A 19,252-nucleotide genomic window follows, 5' to 3' on the forward strand; every position below is an offset into this window, starting at 1 on the left:
CCATGAGCTCGAAGACGACACCGGAGCAGCCGCTGCCGGTCCGCACGGTCCTGCAGATGGTCGGCGGCTGGATCGGCAAGCTCGGCACCGTCTGGGTCGAGGGGCAGATCACCGAGCTGACCGCGCGCGGCGGCACGGTGTTCCTGACGCTCCGCGACCCGGTGGCCAACATGTCGGCCCGGGTCACCTGCCCGCGCGGCGTCTACGAGGCGACGGTCCCCCGGCCGGTGGACGGCGCCCGGGTCGTCATGCACCTGAAGCCCGACTTCTGGGTCAACCGGGGCTCCTTCGCGTTCACCGCGCTGGAGATGCGCCCGGTGGGCGTGGGCGAGCTGCTGGCCCGGCTGGAGCGGCTGCGCCAGGTGCTCGCCGCCGAGGGGCTGTTCGGGGTGGACCGCAAGCGGAGGCTGCCGTTCCTGCCCGGCACGATCGGGCTGATCTGCGGCCGCGACTCGGCCGCCGAGCGCGACGTGCTGGAGAACTCCCGGCGCCGCTGGCCGGCCGTGCGGTTCAAGGTCGAGCCGGTGGCGGTGCAGGGACCGTACGCGGTCACCGAGGTCACCGAGGCGCTGCGCAAGTTCGACGCGGACGGTGAGGTCGACGTCATCGTGGTCGCCCGGGGCGGCGGGTCCATGGAGGACCTGCTGCCCTTCTCCGACGAGTCGCTGGTCCGGGCGGTGGCCGCGTGCCGGACCCCGGTGGTCAGCGCGATCGGCCACGAGCAGGACAACCCGCTGCTCGACCTGGTGGCCGACGTACGGGCCTCCACGCCCACGGACGCCGCCAAGAAGATCGTCCCGGACGTGGGCGAGCAGCTCACCCTCATCCGCCAGCTCCGCGACCGGGGGCGCCGGGTGACCGCCGGCTGGCTGGACCGCGAGACGGCCTGGCTGTCCGCGGTCCGCTCCCGCCCCTCGCTCGCCGACCCGGTCCGCGAGCTGGAGCGCCGTGCCGAGCAGGCCGATCAGCTCAGGGATCGCGCCAGGCGCTGTCTGACCGCCTCCCTGGACCGGGCGGGAGACTCGCTGACGCACCTGCGGGCCCGCCTGGTCGCGCTGTCGCCCGCCGCGACCCTGGAGCGCGGCTACGCGATCGTGCAGCGCCCGTCGGGCGACGTCGTACGGCTGGCCCGCGACACCGCCCCCGGCGAGGAGCTGACGGTCCGGTTCTCCGACGACCGGGTGACGGTCCGGAGGGACCCGGAGCCGACGGGCTGACCGCCGGGCGGAATACCGCCCGGCGCCCGGGGCCGGACGGACGGCGAGCGGGAAGGTCCCGGGGCGGCCCCGGGGCAGGCTGGTGGCGCCGGGGCGGGCGTTCCGTCGCGAACGCGGCCGTGACGGCTGTGACGGCCGTGGCGGCTGTGGGAAGGCCGGGGAGCCGGGCCGTACGGCCTATGGTGGGTACGTGGCCGATGAGAAGACACCGTCGTACGAGCAGGCGCGCGAGGAACTGACCGAGGTGGTCCGCCGCCTTGAGGCGGGCGGGCTGACGCTGGAGCAGTCGATCGAGCTGTGGGAGCGCGGCGAGAGGCTCGCGACCGTGTGCGAGGAGTGGCTCCAGGGCGCGCGGGTGAAGCTCGCCGCCGCCATGGCGCAGCGCCGCCAGCCCGACCTGTCGGGCGACTCGCCCTTCTGACCCCGGACCGCTCGCCTTCCGGGACCTCCGCTCCTGACCCGTCCGGTTCACGGCTGACCCGTCCGGTTCACGGCTGACCCGCCCGGTTCACGGCGGCTCCGGCCGCGCGGCTTCGGGGCGGCTCCCTTCCGGCCGTCCGGTCCGGGCGGCTCAGGCTTCGACGGGTGGGTCCCCGTGTCCGGGCCGCGCGGCGTTACGGGGTCGGCTTCGGCTGCTGCTTGAGGGAGGCGGCCAGGGTGGTCAGCTCGTCCCACTGGGCGGTGCCGGTGACGACGACGGTGGCGTCGGGCAGGAGCCGGACGAGGGAGCGCTGGTTCTTGTCCTTGCGGAAGCGCTGCTCCCAGGTCGCGCCGCCGATCTGGACGTTCCCGGTGACCTCGGTGGTGTTGGCCATCCGGGAGGCGAAGTCGGCGGCGGGCTTCCCGTTGCTCTGGGCGAGCATCGCGTGGGAGCGCCGGGCGGTGGCGAACCCGAGCCGCCACGTCGTCGTGTCCTTCTCCTGGGCCGCCCGCGAGCTGGTCGGAATCCAGCCGGCCGGCACCTGGGACGGCGCCCACACCTCGTACGGCGCGGTGCGGCGCAGGTTGGCGACGTCCATCGAGTAGTCGATCCTGGGAATGTGCTCGGTCCTGCTCTGCGGCGTGACCAGCAGGAAAAGGCCCACGGCCGCGAGGCAGACGAGCATCGCGAACGCGTAGCCGTAGAAACCCTGAGTGAAACGTCGCACGATTGTCGAGACTATCCGTCCGGCGGGGCGGTCCGCCCGCCGGGGCACACCCGCCGCGGCGCCCCGTGGCCTCCGGGGACTGCGGGGGCTCCGGGGACTCCCGGGAAGCCTCCCGGGGGGACCGTACCTTCCCGGAGGGGGCGGTCCGCGGGGGCTCAGGGGCGGCGGATCTGCCCGATGATGGCCAGCGCGTCCTCGACCAGACCGCGGGAGGCGGCCTCGTCCTCCGACAGGGCCACCTCCGACACGGCGGCGGCCAGCGCCCCGGTGAGGACCACCACCAGCGCGCCCTCGTCCCCTTCGAAGAGGGTGGCGTTGCGCTTGGCCCACTGACGCAGCCGGTCGCGCATGACGACCTCGAAGCCGGGCGGCCCGTCTCCGCGCAGGAACAGCGCGGCCAGCTCGCGTTCGGCCAGGCACCCCTCCAGGTAGGCGCGGGCGCCGGCGATGAACAGCCGCATCGGGTCGCCCTCCCCCGCGGCGCGGGCCTCCTGGACGGCCTGCCTGGTCCGCTGGGTCTGGCGGGTCTGGAACTCCTCGAACAGGGTCAGGTAGAGGTCGGCCTTGCCGGAGAAGTGGTGGTAGAGACTGCCGACGCTGGCCCTGGCCCGCGCGACGACGTCGGTGACCCCCGCCTCGGCGAAGCCGCTCTCGACGAAGGTCTCCCGCGCGGCCGTCAGGAGCGCGACGCGCGTGGCGGCGCCCCGCTCGGAGCTTCGCGGGGACGCGCCGGTCACCGGCCGTACCTCGGGCCGTATCGTGTCGCCGCTCATCCGTCACCTCCGCGAAGGCCCCCGCCCTCGGGCAGGAGATGGAGTCGAGACGGCACATTATCCTCCCCGGCCGGGCAGAAAAGGGGGACAACTACGATCGTTGTCGTAATCGACGAGAGGGGCCCTTCTCCATGTCCGACCAGACGTCCGTCCCCGCCGCACTCGCCACGGGTGAGCACGCGCCCGACCGCAACCTCGCCCTGGAGCTGGTCCGGGTCACCGAGGCCGCCGCGATGGCCGCCGCCCGCTGGGTCGGGCGCGGCGACAAGAACGGCGCCGACGGCGCCGCGGTGAACGCGATGCGCCAGCTGATCAACACCGTGTCGATGAAGGGCGTGGTGGTGATCGGCGAGGGCGAGAAGGACAACGCGCCGATGCTCTACAACGGCGAGGAGGTGGGGGACGGCAGCGGCGCCGAGTGCGACGTCGCCGTGGACCCGATCGACGGCACCCGCCTGACCGCCCTCGGCATGCCGAACGGGATCTCGGTCATCGCGGTCAGCGAGCGCGGCTCGATGTACGACCCCTCGGCCGTCTTCTACATGGACAAGCTCGTCACCGGCCCGGACGCCGCCGACGCGGTGGACATCGACGCTCCCGTGGCCGACAACGTCGCCGCCGTGGCACGTGCCAAGGGCGGCGAGCCGTCGGACGTGACCGTGGTCATCCTCGACCGGCCCCGCCACGAGAAGATCATCAGGGAGGTCCGGGAGGCCGGCGCGCGGATCAAGCTGATCACCGACGGCGACGTGGCCGGCGCGATCATGGCCGTCCGCCGCGGCACCGGCGTGGACCTGATGCTCGGCATCGGCGGCACCCCCGAGGGCATCATCGCGGCCTGCGCGATCAAGTGCCTGGGCGGTGTCATCCAGGGCAGGCTGTGGCCGCAGGACGACGCCGAGCGGCGCCGGGCGCTGGACGCCGGCCTCGACCTGGACGCCAAGCTGACCACCGACGACCTGGTCAGGTCCGACGACGTGTTCTTCGCGGCCACCGGGATCACCGACGGCGAGCTCATGCAGGGCGTCCGCTACCACGGCCGGTACGCCGTGACCAACTCCCTGGTCATGCGGGGCCGGTCCGGAACGATCCGCAGGATCGAGAGCGAGCACCAGCTCTGGAAGCTGCGCGCCTACAGCGCGATCAACTTCGACAGCGCGAGCTGAGCCCGGCGCGAGCCGAACCCGGCACGGAGCGGGCCCGGCACGGACCGGGCCCGAACCCGGTGCGGGACGCGCGTGTCCCGCCGCCGGGCCGCCGCCCCCGGGTCCCGGGCGGCGGTCCGGCGGCGGTTCGGCGACGGTCCGGCGGAGGAGTCGTCAGCGGCGGAACCAGGAGCGGCGCGGGCGCTTGGGCGGCTTGGCCACGACGCTCCCCAGGCTGACCAGCCCGGTGATCTCGATGACCGGGCCGCCGGGCGCGGGCGGCACCTGGTTGTGCATGCCGCCCATGACGGTCGAGGCGGCCATCTCGATCCGGACGCCCTCCGGGACGATCAGCGTGAGGGTTCCGCACAGCACCGTGGCCTGGACGGTGACGCGGCTCGACTGCAGCATGGCCTCGCGCAGGTCGAGCGTGACGTTGGCGCAGATCGCGGTCGCGGGGAAGCGGGTGGGCACCACCCAGCGCCCCGAGTGCTCCTGTGAGCCGAAGAACGCCGTCACCGCGCGGATGTCGGTCCGCAGCGGCTGGGCCTCGGGGGGAAGCAGGTCGGTCGTGAGCACGGTGAGCTCGCCGAGCGTGCGGGCCCGGTAGAGCGCCTCGATCCGCTCCTCGTGCTCGACCGGGTCGAGTCGCCCGTCGGCGAGCGCGTCGCCGAGCACGGCGGCCACCCGCTCCCGGTCGGCGCTGCCCGCCCGCAGGTCGCCGGGGCGGGGCTCTCCCCCGCGCCCGGGGACCACCGGAGGCTGAGAACTTTCCACGCCTCCGACCCTAGCCGCCGCGACGGCGGGGAGCGGACCCTCGGTACGGTCTCGGAGGCGGGGGCGCCGGTCGCGTCCGGCGTCCTCGTGGCGCTCCCACGCCGCCCCGGTCAGCGGGTCCCACGCCCATCACGGCGCCCTCGTGGCGTTCCCGCGCCTCCCCGGCCGGCGGGTCGCGCGCTCATCGCGGCGCCTTGGCCATGGGGACGCGCGGGTCGATCGCCTGTTCGGCCCAGGAGGAGCGGACCCAGGCGTGCCGGGGATCGTCGGCGCAGGCCATGGTCCGCTTCTCGGCGGGCCCGGCCAGGACGTTGAGGTAGTACAGGTCGTAGCCGGGGGCGGCCATCGACGGGCCGTGGTAGCCGCGCGGGACGAGCACCACGTCGCCGCCCGCCACCTCCGTCAGCGTCTCGTGACCGCCGTAGACCCGCTGGTAGCCGGGACCGCCCTCGAAGTAGTAGATCTCCTCCAGCACCGCCTCGCACGCGGAGGCGGTGTCGTGCTTGTGCGGCGGGTAGGACGACCAGTTGCCGCCCGGGGTCAGCACCTCCACCGCGACCAGCCGGTCGCAGTCGAAGGCGTCCGGCGCGCAGAAGTTGTTGACCTGCCGGGTGGCCTGCCCGGCCCCGCGGATCTCGACGGGGACGTCGCGCGCCGCGCCGTACCGGACGGGGAAGCTGCGCCGCGCGCGGGCGGCGGGGAGCGCGAAGCGGCCCGAGCCGGTGATCCGTACGGTCGCGCCGACGGGGAGGTAGATGAAGTCGCTGACCTCGGAGAAGACGGAGGTACGGCCGTGCAGGACGAGCCGTACCCCGTCGCAGCGGACCTCGCACGAGCCCGACAGCGGCAGGACCAGCATCTCCTCGTCGCCAGTGGTGAAGTCGACGCTCTCGCCGGACAGGCAGAGCACGCGGAGGCCGGTGTAGGCCCAGCCCGCCGTCTCAGGGGTGATCCACAGGGCCCAGGGGGACCGTGCCGTGCTGCCCGCCGGGACGAACGTCATGGCGCCTCCTCGGCCGGCACCTGGGCGGCAGGCCCGGCGTGCGGCGTCCGGGCGGGCCCGGATCGGGTGTCGCGGTCGGGTCGCTCGCTCATCGGTGCAACCTCCAGCATCCCCACGGCCGTGTCCACGGCCGCGGCCACGTCGTCATCGGAGGGGTACAGCAACGCGCGGCCGATCACAAGCCCCCGCACGCCGGGAAGCCGGAGCGCCGCGCGCCACGCGGCATAGGCGCGCTCGGGCGTTTCCCCCGGATCACCGCCCAAAAGCAGCGTCGGCAGCGTGGTGGCCCGCATGACCCGCTCCATCCCCTCCACCACCGGGATCTTCAGCCAGGTGCGGGCGGAGGTCGCGCCGAGCCCCTGGCCGACGTGGATGGCGTGGATGACGCCCTCGGCGGACAGGTCGTGGACGACGCCCCGCTTCCCCCGCCGCGACCAGAAGGGCTCGACCATCGCGATCAGGCCGTGCGCGGCCAGCTCGGTGATCGCCCGGCCGCAGGATTCGAGGGTGGCGGCGGTGGCGGGGTCGTCCAGGCCGATCCGGCAGAGCATCTTGCCGCCGTCGAGGCCCATCCGGACGATCGAGGCGGTGTCGTAGGCGGTGAAGCGGTCGTCGAACTCGAACGCCGCCCCCTGCACGCCGCCCCGGTTCATGGAGCCGATGACGAGCTTGCCCTCCAGCGCGCCGAGCAGCAACAGGTCCTCGACGACGTCGGGGGTGGCCAGCAGGCCGTCCACGCCCGGCCGGGACAGCGCCGTGCACAGGCGTTCCAGCAGGTCCACCCGGCTGCCCATGGCGAGGGGCCGCCCGCCCACACCGAGTACGCCGCGGGCCGGATGGTCGGCAGCGATGACGAGGATCTGGCCGCGCCCCTCCAGGGGGCTTCTGCGCCGCCGCGCGGCCGCGGCCTGCGCGATGCGCTCGGGGAAGCGGGCGCGGGTGTCGAGCAGGTTCCGGTGGTCCTCCTCGCGCAGGCGCGCGGCGACCCGGCCGGGCCCGGGCACGGCCTCGCTCACCGGCGTCCCCCGGCGGCCGGCCCGCCGTCGCGGGGGCCGTCGCCGCGGGGTGCGTCGCCGCCGGAAGCGGCGGCCGATCCGCCGTCGCCGGGACCGTCGCCACGGGGTGCGTCGCCACCCGAAGCGGCGGCCGATCCGCCGTCGAGTTCCCGCAGGTAGGCCAGGCTCTCCGCCATGTTCCGCCGGGGGACGTCGTCGTCCTCCCGGCCGAGCATGACGTCCTGTTCCAGGACGTACCACCCGTCGTACCCGGCGGCGGCCAGGCCGGTGACGACGCCCGCGACGTCCACGTCGCCCCGGCCCAGCGGCCGGTACAGCCCCTCCCGCACCGCCCGGGCGTAGGGCGTCTCCCCCGCCCTGACCCGCGCGGCGAGACCGGCGTCGACGTCCTTGAGGTGGACGTGCGCGATCCGCCCGGCGGCCCGGACGACCATCCCGGCGGGGTCGGCGCCGCCGACGAGCAGGTGGCCGGTGTCCAGGCAGAGCGGCATGGCACTGCCGTCGAGGACGCGCTCCACCTCCTCGGCGTTCTCCACCACGGTCCCGACGTGCGGGTGCAGGGCCACCGTCCGGCCGAACTCCTCGGCGGCCTTCGTGATCCGCTTCAGGTTGGCCAGCAGGGTCTTCCAGCCCTGGGCGTCCGGGACGTGCCTGGCATCGCGGCCCTGGGCGTCCGGGGCGTGCCTTTTGTCGTAGCCCTCCTCGTCCGCGGTCGCGGCGAGCACGAGTACCCCCACGTCGCCGTCCCGGAACGACCGCAGGGCGGCGCGCACCTCGGGGAGGGGGTCGTAGCGCGGTTCGTGCAGGATCACGGGGACGAATCCGCCGACGGCGCGCAGGCCGTACCCCTCCAGCATGGCGCGGCAGCGCGTCGGCGAGAGGGGCAGGAAGCCGTAGGGGCCGAGTTCGGTGGCCGTCAGGCCGAGGTCCCGCATCTCGGCGAGCACCTGGGAGCGGTCGAGCTGGCGGCCCCAGCCGGGGACCTCGCACACCCCCCACGAGATGGGCGCTCCGGCCGTCCTCACGAGGCCACCGCCGTTCCACGCCGGGGACGCGCGACCGGGGGCGCGGGGGGAAACGGTCCGGTCGGGCTGACGTACGGCAGAGCACCGCGCATGACGCCTCCGTGGGAGAAGCCTCTGGAACCCCTGTTCTAGGCAAGGAATCCGGGCCAGTCAAGGTTTGTCAGGACATACCAAGGATCTACCGGTACCCGGATCGGCGGTCCGCCGATCCGCCGGCGCCCGGACCTCCGGCCCGCGACGGGTCCGCGGCGGCCCGTCAGCGGAGCCCACGAAGCTCACGGAGCTTCAGCGGAACTCACAGAACTCACGGAGCCTCAGCGCGGTTCGCGGAGCTTCAGCGCGGTTCGCGGAGCTCGCGGGCGAGGGCCAGAACGGTGCCGGCCGCGCGGTGGACGGGCAGCCGGGCGAACCCCATGACCAGCGCGGGCGGCCCCGGCGCGCGCCGCATCGGGCCCACCGGCTCGGCGACGAGGCCGCACCGCCAGGCCGCCTCGGCGGCCGACGGCTCGTCCCAGCCGCCGGGCAGCTCGGCGAGCAGGTGCAGCCCCGCGGAGACGCCGCGCACCGTGACCTCGGGGAGGTGCTCGGCCAGCGCCCGCACCAGGGCGTCGCGCCGGGCGCGGTACTCCCGGCGCAACCTCCTCAGGTGCCGGTCGTAGCCGCCGCCGCGGATGAGATCGGCCAGCGCGTACTGCTCCAGGACCGGGGAGCCGAGGTCCAGCTCGCCGCGGGCCCGCTGTATCCACTCGGCGATCGGCGGCGGCGCCACCACCCAGCCGAGCCGCAGCCCCGGCGCCAGCGACTTGCTCACGCTCCCGGCCAGGACCACGCGGCCGGGGTCGAGCCCCTGCAGGCAGCCCACCGGGTCGCGGTCGAACCGGAGCTCCGCGTCGTAGTCGTCCTCCAGGATCGTCGCGCCCGCCGCGACGGCCCACTCGATCAGCTCGGCGCGGCGGCGGGGGGACAGCACCACTCCGGTGGGGTACTGGTGGGCCGGGGTGAGCAGCACCGCCCGCGCGCCGGTGGCGGCCAGGGCGCGGACGTCGACGCCCTCCTCGTCCACCGGAACCGTGACCAGGTCGGCCCCCGCCGTACGGAGCAGCGGGAGCTGGCGCAGGCTGACCGGGTCCTCGACGGCCAGCCGGATCCGGGCGGGGGGCGGCTCGGGGCGCGTGACGCGGTCGGCGAACCAGTCCAGGTCCTTCCTGGCCCCGCCCTGGAGGGGCTGCCCGGCCAGGGCCCGGACCGTGAGGCTCAGCCCCTGAGCCACCCCGCCCACTATCACCAGGTTCTCCGGGCGGACGTCCGCCGCGCGGACCCTGCCCAGATAGGCGGCCAGTTCCTCGCGCAGCTCCGGGACGCCGCCGGGATCGCCGTAGTCCAGCGCGTCGGCGGGCAGCGCGGCCAGCACCCGTCTGATCGAGGCGAGCCACTTCTCACGCGGGAAGAGGCCCAGTTCGGGGGTGGTGGAGCGGCGACCGTAGTACGGCTCGCAGGTCGGCGGCGACGTGCCGAGCTCCCGCTGCGCCCGGCCCGCGGCCGGCGCCACGCTGGTGCCCGCGCCGACCCGGGAGAGCAGGAACCCCTCCGCGACGAGCTGCTCGTACGCCTCAACGACCACGCCGCGCGACAGCCCCAGGTCCCTGGCCAGCTCGCGGCTGGCCGGCAGCCGCTCTCCGGCGGTGAGCCGGCCCTGCCGTACGGCCTCGCGCAGCTCGCAGGCGATCTGAGCGGCGATCCCGCCCGCCGCGCGGTCGATGGTGAGATGCAGGTCGGCCAATTGGTCCTCATTTTCGCGGCTTCATTGGACCCGTACAGGGGACCATTGGCTTCATAGCATTCACCGCGTGAACGCGAATGTCACTTCGACCGGCTCCCCCGCCCGCCCGGGACCGGAACGCACGGAACTCCCCGGAGGCCGGGGACGCCGGGAGATGCGCGGCCCGGCGCAGGCGGCCGGCGGGATGTTCCTGGTCGGCACGCTGGCGGGGGTGTCCGGCGTGATCGGCGACTATCCGGTCTACGGGGGCCAGGCTCTGCGCTACCTGGTGGCCGCCGTGCTGCTGCTCGCCGTCGCCCACGCGTCGGGCCTGCGGTTCCTCCGGCCCCGCCCACGGGAGGCGGCCCTGCTGGTCGCGCTGGCGCTGTTCGGGCTGGCTCTCTTCAACGTGTGCGTGATCGAGGCCACCCGGCACGGCGGACCGGTGCTGCCCGGGACCGTCCTCGGCGCCGTCCCGCTGGCCCTGGCCCTGGTCGGCGGGCGTCCCTCGCCGCGGACGGTGGGGGCGGCCGCGGTGGTGGTGACGGGGACCACCCTGGCCACCGGACTGGGCAGCGGCGATCTTCCCGGCCTGCTGTGGTCGCTGGGCGCGCTGGGCTGCGAGCTGGCCTTCACGTTGCTGGCCGTGCCGCTGCTGCCCCGGTTCGGGGCGGTGCGGGTGTCGGCCTACTCGTCGATGCTGGCCGTACCGCTGCTGGCGGGCACCGGGTGGCTCGCGGACGGCACGGCGATGCTGCGCGTGCCGTCCGCGGCGGAGGCGGCGGGTCTCGCGTACCAGGCGGTGGTCGTGACCACCGTGGCGTTCCTCCTCTGGTACGACGCGCTGCCCCGTATCGGACACGGGACCGCCGGGCTGTTCGCCGGGCTGATCCCGGTGGGCGCCATCGTCACGGGCGCCGTCCTGGGTCTGGGCGCGCCCACGCTCCCCGATCTGTTCGGGGTGGCGCTGGTGGTCTCCGGGATCGCGATCGGGCTCGGCGGGACATACCGTTCCCCCGCGGCATCCCCGCGCGACGCCCTCGCCGACCCGTCGCGGGACCCCGCGGGCGAGCCGCCCGGCGGGCCGGGCGACGATCCGTACGGCGGGCCGCTCAGTGGGACTGGCGGCTCTTCGCGCGCGGCAGGCTCGCCCGCCGCTGGTGGGGCACCTTCACCCGCTGCTGCGGCAGCTCCGCGGGAGGCTCCGGCCAGCTCACCGGCCACTGGGGCGTCCGCCCGCCGTCTTCCCTGATGTTCCGGAGCGTGATGGCGATCAGCGACACGGCGAGGCTGACGACGATGATGAACGCAACAATCGCGAGCATGATGATGTGTTCGGTAGTCATGGTCACAGCCCTCGGCTTCCACCGGGATTCCAACCCGGCCTCGTCTTCTAGTCTCCCTCGGTTTTTCGGACATTTAGTGACAATAGACGTCATACATCGCTAATGACTCATTAAAGGGCTTATTTCCTTTCGCGTCGCCCGGCCACCCGGCGGAGCGCCCGACGCGAGGGCTTACCCTCTAGGGGCACCGGAAGCAGCCACGCGGCACGGAGGATCAAAGACGATGCCCGAGTTCGACTACACCGACCTGCTCCCCCTGGGACCGGACGAGACCCCGTACCGGTTGATCAGCACCGAGGGGGTGCGCGTGGTCGAGGCCGCGGGCCGCAGGTTCCTGGAGGTCGATCCCGAGGCGCTGCGGCTGCTGACCGAGACGGCGATCCACGACATCTCCCACTACCTGCGGCCGTCCCACCTCGCCCAGCTCCGCAAGATCATCGACGACCCCGAGTCCAGCGGCAACGACCGCTTCGTCGCCCTCGACCTGCTGAAGAACGCCTCGATCGCGGCCGGCGGGGTGCTGCCGATGTGCCAGGACACCGGCACCGCGATCGTGATGGGCAAGCGCGGCCGCCACGTGCTCACCGACGGCGCCGACGCCGAGCACGTCTCGCGCGGCGTGTACGACGCCTACACCCGGCTCAACCTGCGCTACTCCCAGATGGCCCCGCTGACCATGTGGGAGGAGAAGAACACCGGCTCCAACCTCCCGGCCCAGATCGAGCTGTACGCCGAGGACCCGCACGGCCACCCCGACGAGTACAAGCTGCTGTTCATGGCCAAGGGCGGCGGCAGCGCCAACAAGTCGTTCCTGTACCAGGAGACCAAGGCCGTCCTCAACGAGAAGCGGATGCTCGCCTTCCTGGAGGAGAAGATCCGCTCCCTCGGCACGGCCGCGTGCCCGCCGTACCACCTGGCGATCGTCGTCGGCGGCACCTCCGCGGAGTTCGCGCTGAAGACCGCCAAGTACGCCAGCGCCCGTTACCTCGACACCATCCCCACCGAGGGCTCCCCCAGCGGCCACGGCTTCCGCAACCTCGAACTGGAGGCCAAGGTCTTCGAGCTGACCCAGAAGCTGGGCATCGGCGCGCAGTTCGGCGGCAAGTACTTCTGCCACGACGTCCGCGTCATCCGCCTCCCCCGCCACGGCGCCTCCTGCCCGGTCGCCATCGCGGTCTCCTGCAGCGCCGACCGCCAGGCCCTGGCCAAGATCACCCCCGAGGGGGTCTTCCTGGAGCAGCTGGAGACCGACCCCGCCCGGTTCCTGCCGGACACCACCGACGAGCAGCTCTCCGACGACGTGGTGAGCGTCGACCTCAACCGCCCGATGCCGGAGATCCTCGCCGAGCTGACCAGGTATCCGGTCAAGACCCGCCTGTCGCTGACCGGCCCCCTGGTCGTGGCCCGCGACATCGCGCACGCCAAGATCGCCGAGCTGCTCGACGCCGGCGGCGAGATGCCGCAGTACATGAAGGACCACGCGGTCTACTACGCCGGCCCCGCCAAGACCCCCGAGGGCTACGCCTCCGGCTCCTTCGGCCCCACCACGGCCGGCCGGATGGACTCCTACGTCGAGCGCTTCCAGGCCGCCGGCGGCTCCATGATCATGCTCGCCAAGGGCAACCGTTCCAAGCAGGTCACCGACGCCTGCAAGGCCCACGGCGGCTTCTACCTCGGCTCCATCGGCGGCCCGGCCGCCCGCCTCGCCCAGGACTGCATCAGGAAGGTCGAGGTGCTGGAGTACCCCGAGCTCGGGATGGAGGCGGTCTGGCGGATCGAGGTCGAGGACTTCCCCGCGTTCATCGTGGTGGACGACAAGGGAGAGGACTTCTTCGCCGACACGACCGGCCCCGTCCTGTCCATCGGCCGCCGCTGACCGTCACCCACGGGGCGCGGGAGAGGCGATGGACGCGGACGAGGCACGGGAGAGGTTCCGGGCGGCCCGGGTCGCCCGGCTGGCCACCGCCGACGCCGGCGGCACGCCCCATCTCGTGCCGGTCACCTTCGAGGTCGACGGCGACGTGATCGCCTTCGCCGTCGACCACAAGCCCAAGCGCACCGCGGATCTGCGCCGGCTGCGCAACATCGCGGCCAACGACCGGGTGTGCCTGCTGGCGGACCACTACGACGACGACTGGTCGCGGCTGTGGTGGGCGCGCGCCGACGGGCGGGCCCGGATCGCCGCCGAGGGCGCCGAGCGGGAGCGGGCGCTCGCCCGGCTCGCCGCGCGCTACCCGCAGTACCGCGACCGCCCGCCGGAGGGGCCGGTGGTGGTCATCGAGGTGGACCGCTGGTCGGGATGGTCCTACGCGGCGGGCGGAGGGCCGTCCTGAGCACCCCGCCTTCAAGGCCGCTCGTCATGCGCGCCGGGTATGGCCGTCACCCCGAAAGCGGGAACGCGCGTCCGAATACACGGGAAACGAGGAAGCCGGACAGGCGGCAGGGGTCACCGAGTGTTTATCGACCATGACGAGTACGAAAATCTGACAGAAGATCGCAAGAAGTTTCGGCCCGGTGTCTACAGGTCTCAATACGCAAATCGGTAAGCTGCCAATCATGCGTGCGCCCTCCGGATACCTTCTCGCAGCGCGCTACCGGCTGGCGGAGCCGGTCGGGCGCGGCGGCATGGGCACCGTCTGGCGCGCACACGACGAATGGCTCGACCGCGAGGTGGCGGTCAAGGAGGTGCGGCTGCCCCTGGTCCTCGACGAGGATCTCCGGGCCGAGCTGTGCACCAGGACCGAGCGCGAGGGGCGGGCCACCGCGATGGTCGCCCACCCGTCCGTGATCACGGTCTACGACGTGGTGACCGAGGACGAGCGTCCCTGGATCGTGATGGAGCTGCTGCGCGCCAGGTCGCTGGAGCAGCTCCTGCAGGAGCACGGCCCGCTGCCCCCGCGTCAGGTCGCCGAGATCGGGCGGCAGGTCCTCGGCGCGCTGCGCGCCGTGCACGCCAAGGGCATCCTGCACCGCGACGTCAAGCCCAGCAACGTCCTGGTGACGCCCGAGCGGGCGGTGCTCACCGACTTCGGCCTGGCCGCGCTGGAGGGCGACGTGCCGATCACCCAGGCGGGCATGGTGCTCGGCTCGGCCGGATACATCTCCCCCGAGCGCGTCCTGGGCGCCAAGGCCAGTCCGGCCGCCGACCTGTGGTCGCTCGGCGCGACCCTCTACACCGCCGTCGAGGGGCGCGGCCTGCACGGCCGCCGTACGGCGGCCGCCGCGCTGGCCGCGCTCACCAGCGGCGAGCCGATCCCGATGGAGAAGGCCGGGCCGCTGACCCCGGTGCTGCGCGGCCTGCTCGCCATCGACCCGGCGACCCGGCTCGACGCGGTCCGCGCCTCGCTGATGCTCGCCCGGGTGGCGGCCGGAGGGGTGGTGGAGGAGCCGGTCCCCCGGCCGCAGCGGAACGGCACGACGATCGCGGTGCCGTCGTTCAACCGCCGCCCGCAGCACCGCGGGCTGCACCGGGTCGGCACCCCGCAGAACACGCCCCCGTCGTTCGTGCCGCCGCCGGGGCCGTTCCAGGCCCCCGCCGCGCCGACCCCGACGCCGGTGGGGTCGATGCGGGGCCACCGCCGCCCGGCCGAGGGCGTGCACCGCAAGCCGGTGGAACGGCCGCCCGCCCCGCAGCCGTTCGGGCGGATCCTGACGCCGATGATCAGGCTGATGCTGCCGCGCCTTCTCTGGCCGAAAAGGCTCCGCAAGCGCGGGTAAAGCGATCTACAACCAACAATCGCTATCTTCTTCTCATGCCGGAACAGCAAAGGCGCCTGCTCGCGAACCGCTACGAGCTGATCGCTCCGATCGGCCGGGGCACGATGGGCACGGTGTGGCGGGCCTACGACCGCTCCCTCGGGCGCGAGGTGGCGATCAAGGAGATCCGGCAGGAGCGCGGTCTCAGCGACGCGCAGCGCGCGGAGCTCCGGGAGCGCATGATCCGTGAGGGCCGTACGGCCGCCCGCATCAGCCATCCCTCGGTGGCCACCGTCCACGACGCGATCAACGAGGACGGCAGCCCGTGGATCATCATGGAGCTGGTGCAGGCCCGCTCCCTGGAGCAGGTGATCGAGGAGGAGGGGCCGCTGCCGCCCCGGCTGGTCGCCGAGATCGGCGTCGACCTCCTCGGGGCGCTGCGCGCCGCCCACGCCCAGGGGGTGCTGCACCGCGACGTCAAGCCCGGCAACGTGCTGCTCACCGAGAGCGGCCGGGTCGTGCTCACCGACTTCGGCATCGCCAAGGCCGAGGGCGACGACAGCCTCACCAGCACCGGCATGGTCATCGGCTCGCCGGGATACACCCCGCCCGAGCGGGCGCGCGGCGAGCACACCGGCCCGGAGTCCGACCTGTGGTCCCTGGGCGCCACGCTGTACTTCGCGGTGGAGGGCAGGCCCGCCTACGAGCGGTCCTCGGTGTCGGAGACCCTGGCCGCCCTGATGAGCGACCAGGTCGATCCGCCGGTCCTGGCCGGTCCGCTCCGGCCGGTGCTGGAGCGGCTCCTGGAGCGCGACTTCCGGGCGCGACCCGAACCGGGCAGGGCGATGGCGATGCTCCGCGCCGTGGCCGACGCCCCCGCGGGCCCGGCCGTGGCGACTCCGGGCGCCGGGCATCCCGCCGCGCCGGACGAGATCCCCTCCACCGGCACGTTCGCGGCACGGCCCACTCCCTCCGCGCCGGACCCGCGGCCGGCGTCCCGGCCTTCCACGCCCCCGGCGCCGCAGCCGCCGGGGTCCGCCGCGCCGAAGGCCGGGCGCCCGTCAGCGCCGCCGTACGGCCTGCCGGCCTCCCGGCCCGCCTCGTCGTCCGCTCCCTCCGCGCCCGGTGGCGCTTCGTCCGCCCCTTCCGCGCCCGGTGGCGCGTCCCCGGCGCCGCGGGGCCCGGCGGGCACGCCTCCCGGTGAGGCCGAGGAGTTCGACGCCGACCGGACCGTGGTGGTCGCCCGCCCGCCGGGGGGTTTCCGCCCACCCGCCGGGAACCAGACGCCCGGCGCCCGGAACCAGGCACCCGGCGGGCCCGGGGCCGCGGCTCCGGCCCGGGGATCGTCCCCGACGCCGCCGGGGACCGGGGAACCGGAAGCGGGCGGCCAGGCCGCGGAAACCCGCATGCTGCCCCCCGTCGAGGCGCACGGCGAGCCCGGCAGGCCCGGAGCGCCCTGGGAGCAGGCGCCGCGGCCCGCGTGGGAGCCCGGGACGCCCCCGGGGACCCGGCTCACCGGCGACCAGCTCCGCTCCCACGGGCTGGGCACCGACCTGTTCGCGATCGCCGGGCAGGGCGGCAAGGGCGTGCAGAACACCACGCCGCCCCGGACCCGCGTCGGCCTGATCGCCCTCCTCGGGGTGGCGGCCGTCGCGCTGATCGTGATCATCATCATGGCGGTGGCCGCCTTCGCGGGCACCTGACGCGCCGCCCCCGCCGGTTTCCGGCGCGGGGCCGCGCCGAACCGGTCAGGAATCGAGAAGCCCGGGAGGGGCCGCCGGTCATAGCGTGATCGGCATGGAACTCACCCTGCACTACTGCTACATCACCGTTGACGACGGCGACAAGGCGCTCGCCTTCTACCGGGACGCGCTCGGCCTCGAACTGCGCAACGACGTCGCGTACGGCGGCGCGCGCTGGCTGACCATGGGCCCGCCGTCGCAGCCGGACGTCAACATCGTCCTGGAGACCGTCAACGCCGATCCGAACGCCGCCCCGGAGGATCTCGCCGCGCTGGGCGACCTGCTCGCCAAGGGCATGCTGCGCGCCGTCGTCTTCGCCACCCCGGACTGCGACGCCACCTTCGAGGAGGTCCGCGCGTCCGGCGCCGAGGTGCTCCAGGAGCCGATCGACCAGCCGTACGGCGTCCGCGACTGCGCCTTCCGCGACCCGGCGGGCAACATGATCCGCTTCCAGCAGCTGAAGAAGGACTGACCCGGCGCCGCCGACGGTCGGTGCCGCGTGGATCGCGCGGCGCCGACCGGCCCGGAGCCGGGGCGGCGCGTCCGGCCGGTGTCGAATTCCGGCTTTATCCGGCAAGACGCAGACTGTACCCATGACCGAATACCGGATCGAGCACGACTCGATGGGCGAGGTACAGGTTCCGGCGAACGCGAAGTGGCGGGCGCAGACACAGCGGGCGGTGGAGAACTTCCCGATATCCGGGCGGGGGCTGGAGAGCCCGCACATCGCCGCCCTCGGCCTGATCAAGGCGGTCGCCGCCGAGGTCAACGCCGAGCTGGGGGTCCTGGAGAAGGACCTGGCGCAGGCGATCGCCGAGGCCGCCACCGACGTCGCCGAGAACGAGTGGGACTCCGAGTTCCCGATCGACGTCTTCCAGACGGGCTCCGGCACCTCCTCCAACATGAACGCCAACGAGGTGATCGCCACCCTGGCCGAGGAGCGGCTGGGCCGTCCGGTCCATCCCAACGACCACGTCAACGCCTCGCAGTCGTCCAACGACGTCTTCCCCACCTCCATCCACGTCGCCGCCGCGACCGAGGTGACCTATCACCTGATCCCCTCGCTCCGGCACCTGGCCACCGCGCTGCGGAGCAAGTCGCTGGAGTTCGAGGACGTGGTCAAGTCCGGCCGCACCCACCTGATGGACGCCACGCCGGTCACCCTCGGCCAGGAGTTCGGCGGGTACGCCACCCAGATCGACAACGCCGTCGCCCGGGTGCGCTCCGCCATCCCGCACCTGGCGCAGCTCCCGCTGGGCGGCACGGCCGTCGGCACCGGGATCAACACCCCGCCCGGCTTCGCTCCCAAGGTCATCGAGAAGCTCCGGGAGGCCACCGGGCTGCCGTTCTCCGAGGCTCCCGACCACTTCGAGGCCCAGGGCGCGCGGGATGCGATAGTGGAGCTCTCCGGGCAGCTCCGCACGGTCGCCGTCTCGCTCAACAAGATCGCCAACGACCTGCGGTGGATGGGATCCGGCCCCAGGGCGGGCCTCGGCGAGATCAACCTGCCCGACCTCCAGCCGGGGTCGTCGATCATGCCGGGCAAGGTCAACCCGGTGCTCCCCGAGGCGACGCACATGGTCGCCGCGCAGGTCATCGGGAACGACGCGGCGATCGCGTTCGCCGGGGCCTCGGGCAACTTCGAGCTCAACGTGATGCTGCCGGTCATCGCCCGCAACATCATGGAGTCCATCCGGCTGCTGGCCAACGTCTCCCGGCTGCTGGCCGACCGGTGCGTCCAGGGCGTCACGGCCAACGCCGGCCGGTTGCGCGAGTACGCCGAGTCGTCCCCGTCGATCGTCACGCCCCTCAACCGGTACGTCGGCTACGAGGAGGCGGCGAAGATCGCCAAGCAGGCCCTCGCCGAGCGCAGGACGATCCGCGAGATCGTCGTCGAGCGCGGCCACGTCGCCTCCGGCGCCGTCACCGAGGAGCAGCTCGACGACCTGCTGGACGTGCTGTCCATGACCCGGCGGCCGTCCTGACGTGCTTCCCCGACCGGCGGCCGGGGAACGCCGTGGAAGACTCGGTGTCCCCGATTCCGCCCCGGACCGTGTCCGGGGCCTCCCCGCAGGAGGATCGAACATGGCACAGGTCAAGTTCTACGGTCGCCGCGACGTCTGGGCCGGCAGGCGCCGGGAGCTCTCCGACACCGTCCACGGCTGCCTGACGGAGGCGTGGAGGCTCCCCGCCGACAAGCGGTTCCACCGGTTCCTGCTGCTGGACGCCGAGGACATGGTCTGCCCGCAGCGGAGCGAGCGGTACCTCATCGTGGAGATCGTCTGCTTCGAGGGCCGCTCCCCGCAGGCCAAGCGCGACCTGATCCGCACCCTGTTCGCCAGGGCGCAGGAGGACCTCGGCCTGCCGCCCGCGGACCTGGAGATCGTGATCCTGGAGGCGCCGCAGGTCAACTGGGGCATCCGGGGCCTGCCGGGTGACGAGCTGGCGCTGACCTACCCGGTCACCGTCTGAGGGACCGTCCACGCCCGCCCCGGCCGGACGAGCGGATCCTCCCGACTCCCAGGAGGATCCGCTCCGCACACATAGCCGACCATTGGACTATGGCGACCGCATACATGGGCCGGTGTTCGGCTGATTGCCTAGA

General features: G+C 73.6%; 18 protein-coding genes. 11 read left to right on the forward strand and 7 right to left on the reverse strand.

Annotation, left to right across the window (positions count from 1 at the left end; genetic code table 11):
- The first annotated feature begins 2 nt into the window (after positions 1–2).
- Together xseA and HDA43_RS24280 are read left to right on the forward strand one after the other, a co-directional pair.
- Positions 3–1,217: an exodeoxyribonuclease VII large subunit gene (xseA, locus tag HDA43_RS24275; protein ID WP_179825430.1), complete on the forward strand. Its 1,215-nt coding sequence runs from the start codon at positions 3–5 to the stop codon at positions 1,215–1,217.
- Positions 1,218–1,407: 190 nt separating this feature from the next.
- Positions 1,408–1,638, forward strand: a complete 231-nt coding sequence (locus HDA43_RS24280) for an exodeoxyribonuclease VII small subunit (protein WP_179825432.1) — start codon at positions 1,408–1,410, stop codon at positions 1,636–1,638.
- 193 nt (positions 1,639–1,831) lie between these two features.
- On the opposite strand, the gene HDA43_RS24285 is transcribed toward HDA43_RS24280, so the two are convergent.
- Together HDA43_RS24285 and HDA43_RS24290 are read right to left on the reverse strand one after the other, a co-directional pair.
- Complete coding sequence (locus HDA43_RS24285) at positions 1,832–2,365, reverse strand: DUF4245 domain-containing protein (protein ID WP_179825434.1); 534 nt, start codon at positions 2,363–2,365, stop codon at positions 1,832–1,834.
- 155 nt (positions 2,366–2,520) lie between these two features.
- Positions 2,521–3,138 carry a TetR/AcrR family transcriptional regulator gene (locus tag HDA43_RS24290; protein WP_179825436.1) on the reverse strand — a complete coding sequence of 206 codons (618 nt, stop codon included), beginning with the start codon at positions 3,136–3,138 and terminating at the stop codon, positions 2,521–2,523.
- Positions 3,139–3,269: 131 nt separating this feature from the next.
- Between HDA43_RS24290 and glpX the strand changes: the two genes are divergently transcribed.
- Positions 3,270–4,304 (forward strand): class II fructose-bisphosphatase, encoded by a 1,035-nt coding sequence (gene glpX, locus HDA43_RS24295; protein WP_179825438.1) that lies wholly within the window; start codon positions 3,270–3,272, stop codon positions 4,302–4,304.
- Positions 4,305–4,457: 153 nt separating this feature from the next.
- Here the strand turns inward: glpX and HDA43_RS24300 are convergent, their stop codons facing one another.
- The 5 genes from HDA43_RS24300 to pdxR all read right to left on the reverse strand — a co-directional run bounded on the left by HDA43_RS24300 (position 4,458) and on the right by pdxR (position 9,884).
- Positions 4,458–5,060, reverse strand: a complete 603-nt coding sequence (locus HDA43_RS24300; protein WP_179825440.1) for a DUF1707 SHOCT-like domain-containing protein — start codon at positions 5,058–5,060, stop codon at positions 4,458–4,460.
- 181 nt (positions 5,061–5,241) lie between these two features.
- Complete coding sequence (gene iolB / locus HDA43_RS24305; protein WP_179825442.1) at positions 5,242–6,063, reverse strand: 5-deoxy-glucuronate isomerase; 822 nt, start codon at positions 6,061–6,063, stop codon at positions 5,242–5,244.
- Positions 6,060–7,037: a Cgl0159 family (beta/alpha)8-fold protein gene (locus tag HDA43_RS24310; protein WP_246424672.1), complete on the reverse strand. Its 978-nt coding sequence runs from the start codon at positions 7,035–7,037 to the stop codon at positions 6,060–6,062. Before HDA43_RS24310 ends, iolB begins: the two co-directional genes overlap by 4 nt.
- Before the next feature lie 38 nt (positions 7,038–7,075).
- Positions 7,076–8,104, reverse strand: a complete 1,029-nt coding sequence (locus HDA43_RS24315; protein ID WP_312873516.1) for a TIM barrel protein — start codon at positions 8,102–8,104, stop codon at positions 7,076–7,078.
- A 334-nt stretch (positions 8,105–8,438) separates the two neighbouring features.
- Complete coding sequence (gene pdxR / locus HDA43_RS24320; protein ID WP_179825444.1) at positions 8,439–9,884, reverse strand: MocR-like pyridoxine biosynthesis transcription factor PdxR; 1,446 nt, start codon at positions 9,882–9,884, stop codon at positions 8,439–8,441.
- A gap of 67 nt (positions 9,885–9,951) precedes the next feature.
- Here pdxR and HDA43_RS24325 point away from each other — a divergent pair, with 67 nt between their 5' ends.
- From HDA43_RS24325 to HDA43_RS24360, 8 genes are all read left to right on the forward strand, one after another.
- A complete protein-coding gene (locus HDA43_RS24325; RefSeq protein ID WP_312873517.1) occupies positions 9,952–11,115 on the forward strand; it encodes a DMT family transporter in 1,164 nt (387 codons plus the stop codon).
- A 317-nt stretch (positions 11,116–11,432) separates the two neighbouring features.
- Positions 11,433–13,085, forward strand: a complete 1,653-nt coding sequence (locus tag HDA43_RS24330) for a fumarate hydratase (RefSeq protein WP_179825446.1) — start codon at positions 11,433–11,435, stop codon at positions 13,083–13,085.
- A gap of 28 nt (positions 13,086–13,113) precedes the next feature.
- The gene (locus HDA43_RS24335) at positions 13,114–13,542 is read left to right on the forward strand and encodes a TIGR03668 family PPOX class F420-dependent oxidoreductase (protein ID WP_179825448.1); all 429 of its coding nucleotides are present in this window, start codon (positions 13,114–13,116) and stop codon (positions 13,540–13,542) included.
- 223 nt (positions 13,543–13,765) lie between these two features.
- On the forward strand, positions 13,766–14,926 hold the full coding sequence (locus tag HDA43_RS24340) for a serine/threonine-protein kinase (protein WP_179825450.1): 1,161 nt from the start codon (positions 13,766–13,768) through the stop codon (positions 14,924–14,926).
- A gap of 35 nt (positions 14,927–14,961) precedes the next feature.
- On the forward strand, positions 14,962–16,608 hold the full coding sequence (locus HDA43_RS24345) for a serine/threonine-protein kinase (RefSeq protein ID WP_179825452.1): 1,647 nt from the start codon (positions 14,962–14,964) through the stop codon (positions 16,606–16,608).
- Positions 16,609–16,702: 94 nt separating this feature from the next.
- The gene (locus HDA43_RS24350; RefSeq protein ID WP_179825454.1) at positions 16,703–17,119 is read left to right on the forward strand and encodes a VOC family protein; all 417 of its coding nucleotides are present in this window, start codon (positions 16,703–16,705) and stop codon (positions 17,117–17,119) included.
- Positions 17,120–17,240: 121 nt separating this feature from the next.
- The gene (locus tag HDA43_RS24355; protein ID WP_179825456.1) at positions 17,241–18,632 is read left to right on the forward strand and encodes a class II fumarate hydratase; all 1,392 of its coding nucleotides are present in this window, start codon (positions 17,241–17,243) and stop codon (positions 18,630–18,632) included.
- Between the two features lie 100 nt (positions 18,633–18,732).
- Positions 18,733–19,119 carry a tautomerase family protein gene (locus HDA43_RS24360; RefSeq protein WP_179825458.1) on the forward strand — a complete coding sequence of 129 codons (387 nt, stop codon included), beginning with the start codon at positions 18,733–18,735 and terminating at the stop codon, positions 19,117–19,119.
- Positions 19,120–19,252: the final 133 nt, after the last annotated feature.

Source organism: Streptosporangium sandarakinum (assembly GCF_013409935.1).
GTDB classification, from domain to species: Bacteria; Actinomycetota; Actinomycetes; order Streptosporangiales; family Streptosporangiaceae; genus Streptosporangium; species Streptosporangium nondiastaticum.